Annotated in this window: 15 protein-coding genes; 5 read left to right on the top strand and 10 right to left on the bottom strand. The window is 76.4% G+C overall.

Translation table 11 applies throughout. From position 1 onward, the window contains the following. Positions 1-52: 52 nt before the first annotated feature. Positions 53-2,689: a rhamnogalacturonan lyase gene (locus ACRYR7_RS07195; protein ID WP_432571395.1), complete on the bottom strand. Its 2,637-nt coding sequence runs from the start codon at positions 2,687-2,689 to the stop codon at positions 53-55. Positions 2,690-3,146: 457 nt separating this feature from the next. Between ACRYR7_RS07195 and ACRYR7_RS07190 the strand changes: the two genes are divergently transcribed. After that, positions 3,147-4,079 (top strand): hypothetical protein, encoded by a 933-nt coding sequence (locus tag ACRYR7_RS07190; RefSeq protein WP_432571394.1) that lies wholly within the window; start codon positions 3,147-3,149, stop codon positions 4,077-4,079. A gap of 67 nt (positions 4,080-4,146) precedes the next feature. Here ACRYR7_RS07190 and ACRYR7_RS07185 read toward each other — a convergent pair whose 3' ends face one another. After that, on the bottom strand, positions 4,147-4,656 hold the full coding sequence (locus ACRYR7_RS07185) for a putative immunity protein (protein WP_432571393.1): 510 nt from the start codon (positions 4,654-4,656) through the stop codon (positions 4,147-4,149). Between the two features lie 34 nt (positions 4,657-4,690). After that, positions 4,691-5,515: a hypothetical protein gene (locus ACRYR7_RS07180; protein ID WP_432571392.1), complete on the bottom strand. Its 825-nt coding sequence runs from the start codon at positions 5,513-5,515 to the stop codon at positions 4,691-4,693. 213 nt (positions 5,516-5,728) lie between these two features. Here ACRYR7_RS07180 and ACRYR7_RS07175 point away from each other — a divergent pair, with 213 nt between their 5' ends. Then, a complete protein-coding gene (locus ACRYR7_RS07175) occupies positions 5,729-6,559 on the top strand; it encodes a CPBP family intramembrane glutamic endopeptidase (RefSeq protein ID WP_432571391.1) in 831 nt (276 codons plus the stop codon). A 126-nt stretch (positions 6,560-6,685) separates the two neighbouring features. On the opposite strand, the gene ACRYR7_RS07170 is transcribed toward ACRYR7_RS07175, so the two are convergent. Beyond that, positions 6,686-7,453 carry a TetR/AcrR family transcriptional regulator gene (locus tag ACRYR7_RS07170; RefSeq protein WP_432571390.1) on the bottom strand — a complete coding sequence of 256 codons (768 nt, stop codon included), beginning with the start codon at positions 7,451-7,453 and terminating at the stop codon, positions 6,686-6,688. Between the two features lie 81 nt (positions 7,454-7,534). On the opposite strand from ACRYR7_RS07170, the gene ACRYR7_RS07165 reads away from it, so the two are divergent. Continuing rightward, on the top strand, positions 7,535-8,395 hold the full coding sequence (locus tag ACRYR7_RS07165) for an NAD(P)H-binding protein (protein WP_432571389.1): 861 nt from the start codon (positions 7,535-7,537) through the stop codon (positions 8,393-8,395). 165 nt (positions 8,396-8,560) lie between these two features. On the opposite strand, the gene ACRYR7_RS07160 is transcribed toward ACRYR7_RS07165, so the two are convergent. The 3 genes from ACRYR7_RS07160 to ACRYR7_RS07150 form a co-directional block, all read right to left on the bottom strand. Continuing rightward, positions 8,561-9,574: an alpha/beta hydrolase gene (locus ACRYR7_RS07160; protein WP_432571388.1), complete on the bottom strand. Its 1,014-nt coding sequence runs from the start codon at positions 9,572-9,574 to the stop codon at positions 8,561-8,563. Positions 9,575-9,652: 78 nt separating this feature from the next. Further along, positions 9,653-10,441, bottom strand: coding sequence for an SDR family oxidoreductase (locus ACRYR7_RS07155; protein ID WP_432571387.1), 789 nt, complete (start codon positions 10,439-10,441; stop codon positions 9,653-9,655). Between the two features lie 56 nt (positions 10,442-10,497). Beyond that, positions 10,498-10,893: a nuclear transport factor 2 family protein gene (locus ACRYR7_RS07150; protein WP_432571386.1), complete on the bottom strand. Its 396-nt coding sequence runs from the start codon at positions 10,891-10,893 to the stop codon at positions 10,498-10,500. A gap of 78 nt (positions 10,894-10,971) precedes the next feature. Between ACRYR7_RS07150 and ACRYR7_RS07145 the strand changes: the two genes are divergently transcribed. Further along, on the top strand, positions 10,972-11,766 hold the full coding sequence (locus ACRYR7_RS07145) for a MerR family transcriptional regulator (protein ID WP_432571385.1): 795 nt from the start codon (positions 10,972-10,974) through the stop codon (positions 11,764-11,766). Between the two features lie 25 nt (positions 11,767-11,791). On the opposite strand, the gene ACRYR7_RS07140 is transcribed toward ACRYR7_RS07145, so the two are convergent. Beyond that, entirely contained in the window at positions 11,792-12,607 is an 816-nt protein-coding gene (locus ACRYR7_RS07140; RefSeq protein ID WP_432571384.1) for an aminoglycoside 6-adenylyltransferase, read from the bottom strand. Between the two features lie 43 nt (positions 12,608-12,650). Then, entirely contained in the window at positions 12,651-14,147 is a 1,497-nt protein-coding gene (locus tag ACRYR7_RS07135) for a glycoside hydrolase family 15 protein (RefSeq protein WP_432571383.1), read from the bottom strand. 151 nt (positions 14,148-14,298) lie between these two features. Between ACRYR7_RS07135 and ACRYR7_RS07130 the strand changes: the two genes are divergently transcribed. Beyond that, positions 14,299-15,921 carry a peptide chain release factor 3 gene (locus ACRYR7_RS07130; RefSeq protein ID WP_432571382.1) on the top strand — a complete coding sequence of 541 codons (1,623 nt, stop codon included), beginning with the start codon at positions 14,299-14,301 and terminating at the stop codon, positions 15,919-15,921. Between the two features lie 57 nt (positions 15,922-15,978). Here the strand turns inward: ACRYR7_RS07130 and ACRYR7_RS07125 are convergent. Continuing rightward, positions 15,979-16,339, bottom strand: a 361-nt coding sequence (locus ACRYR7_RS07125; RefSeq protein ID WP_432571381.1) for a substrate-binding domain-containing protein, incomplete at its 5' end; no start/stop codon positions are given.

The raw sequence follows: 16,339 nt of genomic DNA, 5'->3' as shown, positions 1-16,339 counted from the left end.
CGCCGGCCGTCGCGGGGACGGTCGGCACCGGGCGCCGTGCAGCGGTGGGGCGTCAGCGCAGGGCGGCCGCCGCGGAGGTGGCGCCGTGGCGCAGCACCTGCTCGGCGCGCCCGGTGATCCGGGCGCCGCGGGGGTGCTCGAGCCGGTCGAGGAAGCGGTCCAGCTCGCGCACGGCCTGCTGCGGGCGCGAGGCGTCCAGGTGGCGCTGGGCGTTGCGCGCGTGCGCGCGCAGGGTCTTGACCAGCGGCCCGGTGACCTCGCCCCGCGCGGAGAGCTCCTCCAGCCGCGCGGCCAGGAGCCCGGGCGTCGGGGCCAGGAGGTCCGGCACCGGGATCCGAGCGGGGTCGGTGTCGGAGGCGAGGTGGAAACCGGGGTAGGAGGGCTGGTTGTAGGCCGTCTGCTGGCGGGCGACCTCCGCGCGGTACTGCACGTCGTGCAGCAGCGTGTACAGCTTGCGGTCCGTCACCTCGGTGCTGAGGAAGATCCGCAGCGCGCTGCTGTCGGTGGTGCGCAGCACGAGCTCCTCGCGCCAGTCGCCGAAGAGGTCGGCGACCAGGGACGGGTTGCCCTTGGTGCCGTTGTTGGTGAGGGTGCCGGTGGCCTCCAGCAGCACCCCGCGGGTGCGGTCGCGCACGAGGGGGGTCTGGGCGCCGGAACCCTCGACGATCTGCGTGGTGCCGTCGCCGGCCCAGCGGATGGACTGGTTGGTGCCCGGCGTGGCCGCGTCCAGCCGATCGCCCTCCGCGCTGAGCAGGCCGGTGCCGAGGGTCCCGTCGGGCATGCCGGCCCACACCTCCAGCCCGCGCCGCCCGGGCACGACGTCGCCGACCATCCCGCGGCCGGTGTCGCGCCCGGAGTAGGTGCCGAAGATCGTCTCGCCGGTCGCCGCCTCGCGCAGCGCCATCCCGTAGGGGGCGGAGGTGCCGCCCTCGTGGACGGTGAAGATCTCCAGGCCCGGGCGGTCGGGGTCGATGTCGGTGACGTGCAGGGCGTCGCCGTGGCCGAGCCGGGCCTCGGCGCCGGGGTTCGCCGACCCCGCCGGCAGCGTGGCGGTGGAGGAGTACAGCAGGGAGCCGTCGTCGTCGAGGGTGGCTGCGCCGTAGACGACCTCGTGCTTGCCGTCGCCGTCGACGTCGGCGGCGCTGAGGGAGTGGAACCCCTGCGTGGTGAGCTTCCCGTACACCGGGTCGGTGCCGTCGCGCCCGTGCGGGCCGTCGTTGAACGGGTTGGTCATGGGGGTGAAACCGCTGTCGACGAACCAGCGCTTCGAGAGCTCCCGGCCGTCCCAGTCGTAGGCGGCCACCGTGGTGCGCGTGTAGTAGCCGCGGGCGAAGACGGCCGAGGGGCGCCGGCCGTCGAGGTAGGCGACGCCGGAGAGGAACCGGTCGACGCGGTTGCCGGGCTCGATGCGGCTCATGGCGTAGTCGCCCCACAGCAGGCCGTCGTCGGTGCGCCCGGGTTCGTACGCGACCGTCTGCAGCTCGCGGCCGGTTCCGGCGTCGAAGACCGACAGGTACTCCGGCCCGTCGAGGATGAAACCCTCGAAGGCGCGCAGCGCGTTGCGCGCGGAGCGGCCGGGGGCGTACACGTCGATGAAGTGGTCCGCCAGCGCGGCGGCGTCGGCCTGCGAGAGCGGGTAGGCGTAGCGGGGCGCCAGGCCCAGGGCCTGCTCGACCGTGGCCGGCCAGTGCCCGGCGACGACCTCGGGGTGCGCGTGCCAGCCGCGCAGCACCCCGATGAGGTGATCGCGGTACTGCGCGGCGCTGAGCCGGTAGTCGTCGCCGTGCCGCACCCCCGCCGCGACGTCCCGGGGCAGCAGGGTGATCGGCGCGGTGGAGACGGGTCTCCCGTCGGCGTAGCGGGTGCTGCGGGTGCCGGGCGCGGTCTTGAGCATGAGTTCCGCGCGGCCGTCGCCGTCGAAGTCCTGCACGAGGAACTGCGTGTAGTGCGCTCCGGCGCGGATGTTCACGCCGAGGTCGAAGCGGGCGAGCAGGGTGCCGTCCAGCTCGTAGGTGTCCAGGTAGACGGTTCCGGTGTAGCCCACCTGCGAGACGTCCTTGGAGTTGGACGGGTCCCACTTCACGACGAGCTCGAGCTGCCCGTCGCCGTCGACGTCCGCGGCGCTGACGTCGTTGGCGGAGTAGGTGTACGCCTCCCCCGCGGGGGTCCTGCCGTCGGCCGGCCTGCTCAGGGCGACGTCCAGGGAGGCACCGCCCCACGGCTGCGCCTCGCCGCTGGGGCCGGTCTCGCGGCCGCCGGCGAGGGGGACCACGCGGTAGCGGGAGGTGGTCCTGCCGGCGGGGTCGAGCCAGTTGGTGCTGTCGGTGACCGTGGCGACCAGCGCGCCGTCGCGGTAGACGCGGAAGTCCGGTCCGCTCAGGCCGCGCGCGGTGGTGCCGGTGACCTCGGTGCCCAGCAGCCGCCACGACAGGTACACCCCGCGGTCGGTGGCCGCGGCGACCAGGCCGCGGTCGAGCCACTCCAGCTGGGTGCGGCCGCCGGCCGCGCCACCACCGGTGGCACCACCGGTCGCGGTGCCGGTCGCGGTGCCGGTCGCGGTGCCGGCGGGTGCCGGGGCGGGGGTGGCCGAGGCGCTGCCGGCGCCCAGGGCCAGGCCCGCCACGAGGGCGACGCTCGCACCACCGCACAGGGCCAGGCGGCTCGCTGCCGCCCGGGGAAGGAGCTTCATCGTCGAATCCTTCGTCCGTGAGGGCCCGGGGGTGCGGCACCTGCGCCGTGAAAGGATTCAGTAGCCGCCGGCCCTCTTCCGCGCCGACCCTACGAGGCGGCGGGAGCTGCTGGCAAGCGCTTACCAGAGTGAGGCGTCGGTCGGCAGCGCACGGCGCGCGGCGCGACCGCCGGAACGCGGTCGAGACGGGGTCGAGATCGGCGTGCCCCGCGGCCGGCGCCTCGGGGAGGATGGGGCGTGGACGTCCCGTCGATGATCATGGGTGCGGCGATCGCCTCGGTGGTCTGGATCGCGCTCTGGCCGCGCAAGGGGGCCGACGAACGCGGTGACGGGTCTTGAGCACCCGGCCCACCGGTGGGGCTGACCGCGGCGACCTCGCGGGGCCGGCGGGGAACGGGTCGCGGCCCGGCTGCGTCGAAGCGCCGTGACCCCGCGCCTCGTCGTCCCGGTCGGACTGGTGGCCCTCCTGCTGGTGAGCGCGTGCGGGCAGCAGGCCGCTGCGCCCGGTGGCCCGCCCGCCGGCGCTGCACCCGCCGCCGAGCCCTCCGCCGAGCCGGCCGACGTCGCACGAGTCGACCTGGTGCCCGACGAGCACCCCGGGCCCTTCCGGACCACCGGCTTCGTCCTGCAGGACGCCGGCCACGGCCCGCAGCTGTGCGCCGGCGGGATCGCGACCTCGCTGCCCCCGCAGTGCGGGGGCCCGGACCTGATCGGCTTCGACTTCTCCGCGATGCCCGCCGGCTCCTACGAGTCGGTGCTGGACAGCCGGTACGGCTCCTTCGTCCTCACCGGGGTGCCGCAGGGCGAGGCGATCCGGCTCACCGCGCCCGCCCGGCCCGCCGGCCCCGCCGACCTCCGCGAGCAGGTGCGCGCACCGGAGCCGTCCTTCGCCAGCCCCTGCCCGGAACCGGAGGGCGGGTGGCGGGCGGTGGACCCGGCGCGGGCCACCGAGGAGGCGCTGCAGACCGCCTCGGTGCGGGCCCGGGCCGTGCAGGGGTACGGCCTGCTGTGGATCGACCGGTCGATGCTGACCGGGGAGGAGATCGCGGCGGAGGCGGTCGACGACCCCTCGCGCTACGTCCTGAACGTCTCCACCACCGGGGACCTCGCCGAGATGGAGGCCGCGGTGCGCGCGGTGTGGGGCGGCGCCCTGTGCGTCAGCGCCGCCGCGCGCTCCGAGGTGGAACTGGCCGCAGCGCGCGACGCGCTCGACGAGGACGACCCGTCCGCTGCGGGGCTGGTGCTCGTGGACCTGCAGACGGACGCGGTGGCCGGGCAGGTCGCTGCCACCGCCCTGCTGGCCCGAGAGGCGGACCAGCGTCGCCTGGACGAGCGGTTCGGGGCCGGTGTCGTGCGCCTGAGCAGCCTGATGCGTCCGGTCTCGGGCTGAGGCGGGCGGCGCGGGGCCTCGGTGCCGGCCCCGCCCGCTCCCGGGGGCGCCGTGACCGCGGGTCCGGTCAGTCGTCGAAGACGGACCAGCAGATCGCGTTGCGCCTGGCCTGATCGTCGAGCACCAGGGCCCGGACGCGCTCCGGGAGCCGCTCGCGCTGCCAGTCGCGCTCGCGCCGCCCGGCGGCGGGACCGGCCGCGCCCGCGGCCCGTGCCGCCTTGATCGCGTAGGCGGCGGCGCCGAGGTCGTGCTCGGGCACGTGCGGCACGCACGCGGCCTGGCCGGCGGCGTACGCGGCGTGGCGAGCGGCTCCCCGCAGCGGGCGAGCCGCCCCCATCGCGTGGCCGCCGCGGGCCCGGGCGTCCATCACCCCCGTCCTCCCCTCGGCCCAGGCGCGCGCCGCCTCGACGGCCTCGCGCGGCCGGGTGTCCGAGGGCTGTTCGTCCTCGAAGAGGTGCAGGACGTGGTCGGCGCACTCGGCGGCCCACAGGGCCAGGAGCCGGTGGTCCCCGTCGGTGAGTCCTCCCCCGCGGCGGATCGTCACCAGTCGCGGGTCGCGGACCTCCGGCAGGATCACGTGACCAGCGTGCCAGGGACGGGTGGGTGTGCGGTCAGGTGTTGAGGTGGTCGGCGAAGGCCGACAGGTCGTCGTCCTCACCGACCCGCCACGCCTCCACCCCCGGTGCGGCCAGCACGGCGTCGATCAGCGCGGCCGGGCCGCCGACGAGGGTGGAGTCCAAGTCGATCTCGCTGGCCAGGCACCAGGAGCGGTCCGCCGGCCAGATCAGGTTCGGCGACTGCGGACGGAAGCAGTCGTCGGTGACCTGATCACCCGTGCTCAGCGCGGCGTGCAGCGGGCCGGCGAACAGCAGGTGGTCGCGCCCGGGCAGCGACAAGCGCGGGGCGTTCAGCGCTTCCTCGACCACGTCGGGCAACCGCGTCCACACCGGCGCCCGCGGGTGGGGACCGGGTCCCTCGTGGAAGGCGATGAGCAGGGTGCCGGAGCCGGTGAGCCAGCCCCAGCCGTCCCACAGCGCGTGGTAGCACGCCCGCCGCCCCGCGTGGTCGGCGGTGAAGGGGACCAGGAGGTCCAGCAGCGGGCTCAGCACCTGCGGGGCCAGGCAGCCGCGCTCGACCCGGACCTGTTCCCAGCGACCTTCCCCGGACAGGGGCAGGCCGGCCGTGCCCGGGGCGGGGGTGGTGATCGACTCCCACTGCACCAGGGCGTGGGCAGTGCGCCCGGTGCGGGCGCAGACCCCGGCCCAGGTGGTCGGCTCGGCCGCTGGTTCCGGGTCCACCGGGTGCAGGACGCGGGCGTAGGCGGCGTAGCCGCGCGGCACGGTGAGGCCCACCGCGCCGAAGGCACCGGACAGGCGCGGGGCGATCCAGTCGCCCGCGGCGGGGTCCGGCACGGCGTGGAGACCTTCCATGCTCACCGGCCCATCGTGCCTGCCGCGACCCCCCGGAAACAGGGGCACCCGCTCCCCGGCGAGCGCGAACGGGGGGGCGGGCCGGACACCGGAACCGGAGGACCCGGCTGAGGGCCGTCGGGACCGAGGAGCGCGGGCGCACCCGAACACGCCCTTCCCCGATCGACCGGCGCTAGCGTGGTCCGCACCGGCCCGGACCGCGGCGAGGAGCCAGAGCGCATGACCGCACCAGCGGAGCAGCCCGCAGCCGATCCCCGCACCGCACGCTTCGGCCGGCTCGTCGAACGCGACGACGGCGCCGACTTCCCCTACTACCGCGACGCCCCACCGCGCATCAGCGCCGGGCAGTGGCTGCTCGTCGTCGCCGCCTGCGCGGTCGGCTTCGCGGTGCTGGCCCTGACCCCGCAACCGGACGACTACCTCGCCCTCGTCCCGCGGATCCTCTTCGCCGCCGTCCCCCTGACCGTGCTGGCCCTCGTCGCCGCCCGGTCCGGCCGCTCGTGGCGGGCGCTGTTCCGCCCCGTGCACGGCCGTGACGTCCTGACGGTGATCGCCTTCGCCGCGCTGAACCTGGCCGTCACCTCGGTCCTGGCCCTGATCGTGCGCGCCCTCTTCGGCGCCACGGCCAACAGCGCCACGCAGGGCCTGGACCAGCTCAGCGCCGGGGAACTGACCGCCTTCTACCTCGGCACCGGCGTCCAGCTGCTGGGCGAGGAACTCTTCACCATCCTGCCGTTCCTGGCCGTGCTGACCTGGCTGCACACCCGCACCCCCGGTCGCACCGGGGTGCCCCGCACCCGCGCGGTGCTCGTCGCCTGGCTGGTCACCGCGATCTGGTTCGGCGCCGCGCACCTGCCCACCTACGGCTGGAACCTCGCCCAGGCGCTCGTCGTCATCGGCGGCGCCCGCCTGGTGCTGACCCTGGCCTACCTGCGCACCAAGAACCTCGCCGTCTGCACCGGCGCGCACGTCCTCAACGACTGGTCCACCTTCACCTTCGCCCTGCTCACCTCCGGCACCGCCGCCGGCGCGGCGAGCGCCGGGACCTGACCCGGCGAGAGCGGCACGTCGCTCTCGTCCCGCCGTCCACGCGGTCACGGCGCCCTGCGCGAGCACGTGGGAGACCCGCTCCGCGAGCCCCCGGCCAGCTGCTGGTTCCCGGCGCTCGACGCGGTGTCAGTCGTGCGCCGCGGCCTCCGCGCGGTGCAGCCAGTCGACGAGCAGGCCCCGTTCGGCGGCGTTCAGCCCGGGCAGCTCCGGCGCCATGGCGCGAAAGGCCACGAGCGTCGCGGCGCTGGCCTGCTCGGCCGCGGCGGGTGCACCGGCCGAGGCGGTGTCCTGGACGAGCACGGCGGCCACCACCGCCTCCCACATCGAGGCGGCCAGCTGAGGGTCCCGCTCACCGGCGGGGGTCGCCAGCAGGGTCTGGATGACACCGGTGCCCGCGGACTGCACCAGGTCGACGCAGCGCTGCTCCGGCACGCGCAGGCGCCCGGCCAGCGCCACCCGGTGCACCCGCGCGCGCAGCACCGCCAGCCCCGCCCGCGCCGCTCCCGAGCGCAGCACCCGTGCCGGGTCGCCCAGCAGCCGGAAGACCTCCGGGTTGGCCACCCCGAAGTCCACCTGCGCGAAGAAGGCCGAGCGCAGGTCCTCCAGCGGGTCCGCGCCGCGCCCGGCCTCGTCCCGCGCGGCGCGCGCCTTGGCCGCCACGAACTCCTGCGCGGCCCGCTCGGCGACGGCGTCCAGCAACCCGTCCTTGTCCCCGAAGACGCGGTAGATCGTCGGAGCCTGCACGCCCGCGGCGGCGGCCACCGCCCGGGTGGTCACCGCCGCCGGTCCCTGCTGCGCCAGCAGGTCGGCTGCCACGTCGATGAGCCGGCTGCGCACGGCGTCCCTACCGGTGGACGCGCCACCGGGCGCGTGCGGACCTGCCTCGAGCGTCATGTTGCCAACGATAGCAAGCGGGTGGTACCACTGTGATTCCAGCGTTCCCACAATTTCGATACCAACGATAGCGAGGCTGCGATGATCGTCGTCACCGGCGCCACGGGCGCGCTCAACGGCGCCACCACCGAGCACCTGCTCACCCGCTTCCCCGCCCGGGAACTGGTCGTCGTCGCCCGCGACCCCGCCAAGGCGGAGCGCTTCGCCCAGCGGGGCATCGCCGTGCGCCACGGCGACTACGCCCGGCCCGACACCCTCGTGCCCGCCTTCGCCGGCGCCGACCAGCTGCTGCTGGTCTCCTCCAGCGACCCCTTCGCCGACGCCGTCGCCCTGCACACCGCCGCCGTGGACGCCGCGGTGCAGGCGGGCGTGGGGCGCGTGCTCTACACCAGCCACCAGGGAGCCTCGCCCGGGACGCCTTTCGGGCCCGGTCGCGACCACGCCGCCACCGAGGCCGTGCTGGAGCGCTCCGGCCTGCCGTGGACGTCGCTGCGCAACGGCTTCTACGCCCACAGCCTCACCTGGCTGGCCGGTGACTGGCGCTCCACCGCAGCCATCGCGGTGCCCGCGGACGGGCCGGTGTCGTGGACCGCGCGCGAGGACGCCGCCGAGGCGGCAGCGCTCGTCATCGCCGAGCTCGCTGCCGGCGGGACCGGTCTGGACGGTCCTCTGACGCTGACCGCCGAGGAGGCGCCCACCTTCGCCGACATCGCCGCCCAGCTCTCGCGGGCCACCGGACGGCGCATCGAGCGCGTCCTGCTCGAGCCCGAGCAGTGGCTCGCCGCCCAGGTGCGCGCGGGGCGCCCCGAGGCGGTGGCGCGCTTCACCCTGGGCGTGTACCGGGCCGCCGCCGGAGGTTTCTTCGCCGGCACCTCACCGCTGCTCGCCGACCTGCTGGAACGCCGGCCGGCCCGCGCCCTGGACGCCCTGACGACTCCGTGACGACGTCCTGACGACGTCCCGGCCGCTCGACGTCGCGCGACACCCGGCGAGCCCCGAAGGGGCACCTCCCGCGCGAAGCGCGGGGGCGTGGGGAACACGCCGCTGAGACCAGGGGCGGGGAGCCGGCGCTGGTACCGGACCCCCCGCGACGCCCGGACCCGCCCCCTACTCGCCCAGCTGACGCCGCAACCACGCCGCGCGGGCGGCGACGGCGTCGCGGGAGATCGCCGCGGACGGTGCCACGACGTCGAACCCGTGGAAACCGCCGGGCCAGACGTGCAGCTCACCGCGGCCGCCGGCCTGCCACAGGCGGCTGGCGAACGCGACGTCCTCGTCCCGGAACGTCTCGGCCGAGCCGACGTCGATGAAGGTGGGCGGCAGGCCGGACAGGTCCGCGGCGCGGGCGGGCGCGGCGTAGGCGGACACACCCGGCCCGCCGCGCACGCCCTCGCCGAGGAGCGCGTTCCAGCCGGTCTCGTTGGAGCGGCTGTCCCAGACACCGCGGCCGCGCATCTGGCGGGCGGAGGGCGAGTCGTTGCGGTCGTCGAGCATGGGGCTCAGCAGCAGCTGTCCCGCGATCGCCGGCCCCCCGCGGTCACGGGCCAGGAGGGCGACGCCTGCGGCCAGCCCACCGCCGGCGCTCATCCCCGCGACGACGACGCGCCCGGGGTCGAGGTCCAGCTCCTCGGCGTGCTCCGACAGCCAGAGCAGGCCGGCGTAGCAGTCCTCGACGGGACCCGGGTGGGGGGTCTCGGGCGCGAGCCGGTACTCGACCGAGACCACCGCCGTGCCCAGCGGTGCGGCCAGGTCCAGCACCTCCGGCAGGCCGAACCGGTTGTCGCCGACGATCATCCCGCCGCCGTGGACGAAGTAGACCGCCGGGACCGGCGTGCGCACGTGCCGCGGGAGGCAGAGGAGCAGGGAGACGTCCGGGGCCCCGGCCGGACCGGGCACGCTCCTCTCCTCCACGCGGTAGGCGCCCTCGCGCGACAGGAGCTCGTCGGTCGGGGCCGGCACACCGGGGACGGGCCGGCGCATCCGCACGATGGTGTCCGGGCGGTACGCGTCCGGGGGACGCGTGCTCGTCAGCACGTCCACGACGGGGGCGAGTTCGGGGTCGAAGGGCGGGGGTGGCCCGACCGGCGGGAGCGGGGACGGTCCGGTGACGTGACTGGTCACGGTTTCCTCGTCGTCGGTGTGCCTGCGGGGAGCGGGGCCGGCGCGGGGCGGCGGTTCCGACGCCGCCCCGCCGTCGGCTCAGACGGTCGGGACCGTGCCGCCGTCGATGACGTACTCGGCGCCCACGATCGCGCTGGCACGGTCGGAGACGAGGAACCCGACCAGGTCGGCGATCTCCTGCGGCTGCGCGAACCGTCCCAGCGGCACCCCGCCGAGGGAGTCGTAGATGCTCTGCTTCGCCGCCTGCCGCGTGATCCCGCTGCCCTCGGCGATCCGGTCCACGAACCGCTCGTAGGCCTCGGTCTCGATCCCGCCGGGACTGACCGCGTTGACCCGCACCCCGCGGGGCGCGAGCTCGTTGGCCAGACCCTTGCTGTACGTGCGCAGCGCCGCCTTGGCCGCCGCGTACGCCAGGGACGCCTCGTACAGGGGCTGCTCGCGCTGGATCGAGGTGAAGTGCACCACCACGCCCGAGCCCGCCTGCACCATCGCCGGCAGCAGCGCCCGGTCCAGGCGCACCGCGCCCAGGAGGTTCAGGTTCACCTCGGTCAGCCACTGCTCCTCGGTGATGACCGCGAACCCGCCCGGGGGCGTCGAAGCGCCCCCGACGACGTGCACGAGGACGTCGAGCGCGCCGACGGACCCGGCGATGCGGTCCGCCACGAGCTGCGCGCCCTCGATGCTCGCGGTGTCCGCCGCGATGAACCGGTCAGGACGCTCGTAGCCCTCGGGCACGGTGCGGGCCGTGGTCCACACGTCCGCGCCCATCTGGCGCAGGCGGGCGACGACGGCCTTGCCCGCCCCCTTGGAGCCACCCGTGACGAGCGCGCGGCGGCCGTCGAGACGGTCGCGTTCCTCGCTGGACATCCTCCCTCTCCCCTCTGACGATCTGCGGTGCGGTGCGGTGCGGTGCGGTGCGGGGCTCAGGCCTCGTGGTCGGCGATGACGAGCTCGGCGATCAGGCCCTCGCGCAGCGTGAACCGGTGGTCGAGCTCGGCGACGCCGCCGGGGAAGGTGCCCTCCAGGCGCAGGGTCACCACCCAGTGCTCGTCGTCGACGCGGCGGGCGCCGGTCTGCTCGGTGGTGTACTCGAACTCGGCGCCGGCCTCGCGCACGAACGCGTGCACCTGCTCGCGCCCCCGGAAGGTCTCGTCCTGGTCGACGACCACGACGTCCTCGGCGAGGAACGCCGAGGCCGCGTCGGCGTCGTGGACGGTGCTGGCGGCCAGGAAGTCGCGGACGGTGCCCGGGAGGGCGTCGGCGCGGGGGTCGGTGCGGGGGTCGGTGCGGGGGTCGGGGCGGGGGTCGGTGCGTGTCATGGGTTCACCGTGCGGCCTCGCGGCGCCGGAGGGTCAAGCGCTGGACCCTCCCCCGGGGGGAGCCCCCACACTGGCGCGGTGCTGACCATCGGGGAGTTCTCGCGCCTGACGCACCTGAGCGTGCGCACCCTGCGCCGCTACCACGAGGGCGCCCTGCTGGAGCCGGCCGTGGTGGACGAGGCCACCGGTTACCGCTACTACTCCGTCGAGCAGATCCCGACCGCCCAGGTCATCAACCGCCTGCGCGAGCTCGACGTCCCCCTGAGCGACGTGCAGCGCATCCTGCGCACGCCCGACCCCGGCGTCCGCTCGGCCCTGGTCGCGCAGCACCTGCAGCGCCTGGAGGAGCAGCTGGACCGCACCCGGGCCGCGGTCACCTCGCTGCGCCGCCTCCTCGCGCCCGGTCCCGCGCCGATCGAGGTCGAGCTGCGCGCCGAACCCGCCCGCACGGTCGCGGCGGTGCAGGCCGTGATCGGTGACCGCGACGTCGAGGCGTGGTTCGCCGGTGCGATGGCCGAGCTGGAGGCGGCCGTCGGTGACCGCGTGAGCGGACCGCCGGGCGGCACCTACGACGACGCGCTGTTCGAGCAGGGCCGCGGTCGCGTGCTGGTCTACCTGCCGACCGCCTCCCCGCCGCGCACCGGGCGGGTTCGCGCCGTGACCCTGCCGGCGGCGGAGCTGGCGGTGACCACCCACGTCGGCGAGCACGACGGCGTGGAGGTCACCTACGGTCAGCTCGGGAGCTGGGTCGTGCAGAACGCCATGTCGGTGGCGGGACCGGTGCGGGAGGTCTACCGCGTCGGGCCCCGGGACGTGAGCGACCCGGCCGCCTGGCGCACCGAGATCGGGTGGCCGGTGTTCCGCGTGACGTGAGGACCGGTGGACAGCGGACCGCCGGTCAGCGTGCGGCCAGTTCGGGCCGCACCGCCAGGACCGCCTCGACCTCGGCGCGCAACCGCTCGTGCGCGAACGGCGCCAGGCCCAGCCGGTCCGACAGGCGCACGGCCAGGCGCGCGAACAGCGCCACGCTCGCGCGCAGCGCCGCGGCGGTGTCCACCGCGTCGAAGCGCCCCCAGCAGCCCTGCAGCTCCGCGCGCACGTCGGCGTCCATCCACCACCCCATCCCGGTGCCCAGGTGACGGGTGTCGAAGCCGGGGCCGTGGCGGGCGCGGTGGTCCCACTCGACGAGTAGCAGCAACTGCTCCTTGAGGTCCCGGTCGCGCACCTCGGCCGTCCACAGCTCCTCGCGCACGGCGGCCTTGGCGCACATCAACGCCGCCGCGTACCCCCAGTGCAGCGCCTGCTCGACCTGCGCGGCGCTGGGCGCCGGCGCCGCGGGGCGGTGCACCGACGGCCCCGCTGCGCGCCCGTCCTTGTCCACCAGCACCCGGAAGGGGCGCGGCCGCGGGAGCGTGCCGGTCAGCCGCGCGTCGACGACGGTCAGGTCCAGCTTGCCGCCGGCGTAGTACACGATCCTGGAGGGGTGCCAGTCGGGTGCGTGCAGGCGCTCGACCACCAGCACCTCCCCCAGGCCGTTCCACCAGGAGTCGTCGGCCAGCAGCGGGGCCGGGTCGAGCGCGTAGACCTCCAGGTCGCGGTCCGAGAGCGGGTGCGCCTGCCCGGCCGCCGCCGAGCCGGTGAGCACCAGCGCGCGCACGCCGTCCTCGGCCGACGCCCACCGGGTCAGCCTGTCGAGCACGTCGTCGTAGTCCACGCCGCGACGCTGCCAGGACCTGCGCCCGGGCGGCAAGGAGCCGTCAGCCGGCGCCGCCGGCCGCGCCGTCCAGGTGGTCCAGGGCGAGCAGGACGTTGGCCGCGGACCAGCCCAGCGGCGCCGGACCCGCCGGGGCGCCGTCTGCCAGCACCTTCTCCGGCAGGCTGCCCTCGGGCGTGCGGTGCGCGTCCAGCCAGTCCAGCCAGTGCTCGGCGACCTCGCGCCGCCCGGCCGCGGCGGCGGTGAACGCCACCAGCGACACCTCCGGCGTCCAGGAGATCCCGTCGTCCTTCCACCCCGCCCCCGGCGCGAAACCGCCGGCCGGGCGCGCGGCCCGCTCCTGGTAGGTGCGCCACGCCGCCAGCACCCCGGTCTCGGCGGTCCCGGTGAACGGCGGCAGCAGGAAGCACGTGGCCGCGTCCGGGCCGGTGCCCTCCCCCTCCCCGTCGGAGACGGCGTAGCGCTGGTAACCGCTGGAGGCGAACGCGGCGTGCACCAGCCCCTCCTGGCGGGACGCGGCGCGCCGCAACGGGTCCGCGGCCGGCAGGCCGAAGTGCTCGTGCACGGCCGCGGCGTGGCGCAGGCCCAGCAGCACGCCGGCGGCGGTGCCCAGCGTCAGCCGGGACTCGCGCCGCTCCCAGTAGTCCGAGGAGGGTTCCGGCAGGCGCCGGCCGTCGTCGGTGAGGGTCAGCAGGTGCTGCCCGGTGCGGCGCACCAGCGCGGACAGCGGCGTGGGCGGCGGGCAACCCGGCACACCGTCCCGGCAGGTGGGGGGACCCGTGGCCGTACCCGCAGCGCCGGCGGGCACGTGGGACTCACCCCCCAGCGTCCAGGGGTAGGGCCAGCGGTGGCGGTCGTCCAGGTCGGCCACGGACCGGAACGGCGAGCCGGGGCGGGTGAGGACCTCGGCCGTCGCCCAGGCCGCCCACCCGGCCCCGTCGGCCTGCTCCCTGCGGCGGTCCGGGGTACCACCGGTGGTGGTGTAGCGGGCCTCGAAACCGCCCCCGCCGCCGTCGGCGAGGCCGAGGTCCTGCACCACCCGCAGCCAGGTCAGGATCCACAGCGCCTCGGCGTGGTGACCGGTGCGGGTGAACGCCACCGCGGCGAAGGCCGCGTCGCGGGGCCAGGAGTAGCGCCACGCCCCGTCGGGCCCGGCGATGAAGGTGTAGGGGAACTCCGCGGAACCGTTGACCTGCATCAGCCGGTGCAGGTCGACCAGCGCCTGGCGGGCCATCGGCTCGAACCTCGTCCCCGCGCCGGGCAGCGTCCCCGCGGCCAGCCACGCCCGCTCCTCCCCGGCGCCGGCGGTGACGTCCTCGTGCGCCGGCCAGGTCGTCAGCCCCGGCGGCGCCGCGGCGCCCGGGCGCGGCCACCACAGCGCCGCCGCTGCGGCCCCCAGGCCCAGGGCCCCGGCGGCGGCGCCCCCCAGGGCCGCCCGCCGCGACAGCGCACCCCCGCGCCCGCCCACCGGTCGGGCCGGTCGGGCCGGTCGGGCCGGTCCTCGGGCGGGGCCGGCCGGCGGTGAGGGTGCGCGCTCCACGGGCGGCAGTGTGCCGGGCGCCCGGGCGGCGCGGGCGCGCCCGTCCCGCTGAGCCGGGCGGGCGGCCGGGGGCCGCGGTCCGCCGCGGACGGTCCCCGCCGCGCCCGCGGGTAGGGTGGCGCGGTCCGCAGCACGAGGAGCAGGAGGTGCCGTGAGCGCATCGCCCGCGGGCACGACGGAAGCGGCGGGGCCGGTGGGAGCGCAGGTGGTGGCCGAGGCCGCGCGCCGGCGCACCCTGGCGATCATCAGCCACCCCGACGCCGGCAAGTCCACGCTGACCGAGGCGCTGGCCCTGCACGCGCGCGCCATCCGGCAGGCGGGCCACGTGCACGGCAAGGCCGGTCGCGCCGGGGTGGTCTCGGACTGGCAGGAGATGGAGCGCCAGCGCGGCATCTCCATCAGCTCCGCCGTGCTGCAGCTGCACGCCGGCGAGCACGTGCTCAACGTCCTGGACACCCCCGGCCACGCCGACTTCTCCGAGGACACCTACCGGGTGCTGGCCGCCGTGGACGCCGCGGTGATGCTCGTCGACGCCGCCAACGGCATGGAGCAGCAGACGCGCAAGCTGTTCGCGGTGTGCCACCACCGGCGCATCCCGGTCATCACGGTGGTGAACAAGTGGGACCGGCCCGGCCTGGAGGCGCTGGCCGTGCTCGACGACATCGCCGAGGCCACGGGCCTGCGGCCCACGCCGCTGAACTGGCCGGTGGGCATCGCCGGCGACTTCCGCGGGGTGCTGGACCGGCGCACCGGGGACTACACGCGCTTCACCCGCACCCCGGGCGGTGCCAGCCTGGCGACCGCGCAGCGGATGGACGCCGCCGCCGCCGCGGAGCTGGAGGGCGCGGAGTGGGAGCGGGCGCAGGAGGAGGACGAGCTGCTGCGGGCCACCGGCGGCGACTTCGACCCCGGGTCGTTCCTGGAGCACCGCAGCACCCCGGTCCTCTTCACCGCGGCCGTGGTGAACTTCGGCGTGGGCGAGGTGCTCAGCGCCCTGGGCGAGCTGGCCCCGGCCCCGCAGGCGCAGCGCGGCACCGACGGGCGCGAGCGCGCGCTGCCGTCCCCCTTCAGCGCGCAGGTCTTCAAGGTGCAGTCCGGGATGAACCCCGCCCACCGCGACCGGCTCGCCTTCGCCCGCATCCGCTCGGGGTCCTTCGAGCGCGGCATGGCGGTCACCAACGCCCGCACCGGGCGCCCGCTGGTCCTCAAGCACGTGCAGACGGTGTTCGGCGCCGACCGGCAGACCGTCGACCAGGCCTGGCCCGGTGACGTCATCGGCCTGGTCAACGCCACCCACGTGCACGTCGGCGACACGCTGTTCCAGGGTCCGCCGGTGACGTTCCCGCCGATCCCCGCCTTCACCCCGGAGCACTTCGGCGTCGCCCAGGCCCTGGAGGTCGGCCACGCCAAGCAGTTCCGCCAGGGGCTGGCCGCCCTGGACGCCGAGGGCGTGGTGCAGGTGCTGCACTCCGAGCGCCGCGGGCGCGGTGAACCGGTCCTGGCCGCGGTGGGCCCGCTGCAGTACGAGGTCGCCGCCCACCGCATGAGCCGGGAGTTCCACGCGCCCCTGCGCATCGAGCCGCTGCCCTACTCCGTGGTGCGCCTGGTCGACGCGCGCGACGCCGCGCTCGTCGACGCCGACCGCGGCAGCGAGGTCGTCTTCCGCTCCGACGGGCAGGCGCTGGCGCTGTTCACCGACCGCTGGCGCCTGGCGAGCTTCCAGCGGGCCCACCCGGACGTGGAGCTGGCGCCGGTCATGGCCAGCGCGGACTGAGGAGGCGCGGGCGTCCCCGGGCCCCGGCGCGGCCCCGGGCGCACCGGTGGGGGCGGTTCACCCCGCGTCCGCCCGCGCCCGCCGGGACGGCGCGGCGGGCGCGGCGGTGGTGCGCCGCTGCACGAGGCGGGGGGCGACGACGACCTCGGTGGTGGGCACGCCCCGGTCCTGCGCGCGGGTGACCGCGCGCTGCACGGCGTGCGCGGCCAGCGCGGCGGCGTCCTGGCCGACCGTGGTCAGCGCGACCGCGGACAGGGCGGCCGCGGCGGTGTCGTCGCAGCCGACGATCGACAGGCGCCCGGGCACCGCCGCGCCGCGGGCGCGGGCGGCGGACAGCAGCCCGGCCGCGCACGCGTCGTTGAAGGCGAACACCGCGCCGGGGCCGCCGCGGCGCAACAGCTGCGGCGCGGCGGCCTCG

Origin of the sequence: Kineococcus gurbantunggutensis (genome assembly GCF_050871925.1) — a bacterium.
Lineage (GTDB): Bacteria > Actinomycetota > Actinomycetes > Actinomycetales > Kineococcaceae > Kineococcus.
This window is presented reverse-complemented; position numbering and strand designations above follow the sequence as displayed.

Excerpts from the sequence above, each read along its gene's own strand:
- ACRYR7_RS07150 (WP_432571386.1), bottom strand. The coding sequence starts at position 10,893 with ATGACACGCACCGACCCCCGCCCCGACCCCCGCACCGACCCCCGCACC.
- ACRYR7_RS07195 (WP_432571395.1), bottom strand. The coding sequence starts at position 2,689 with ATGAAGCTCCTTCCCCGGGCGGCAGCGAGCCGCCTGGCCCTGTGCGGT.
- ACRYR7_RS07165 (WP_432571389.1), top strand. The coding sequence starts at position 7,535 with ATGATCGTCGTCACCGGCGCCACGGGCGCGCTCAACGGCGCCACCACC.
- ACRYR7_RS07170 (WP_432571390.1), bottom strand. The coding sequence starts at position 7,453 with ATGACGCTCGAGGCAGGTCCGCACGCGCCCGGTGGCGCGTCCACCGGT.
- ACRYR7_RS07175 (WP_432571391.1), top strand. The coding sequence starts at position 5,729 with ATGACCGCACCAGCGGAGCAGCCCGCAGCCGATCCCCGCACCGCACGC.
- ACRYR7_RS07155 (WP_432571387.1), bottom strand. The coding sequence starts at position 10,441 with ATGTCCAGCGAGGAACGCGACCGTCTCGACGGCCGCCGCGCGCTCGTC.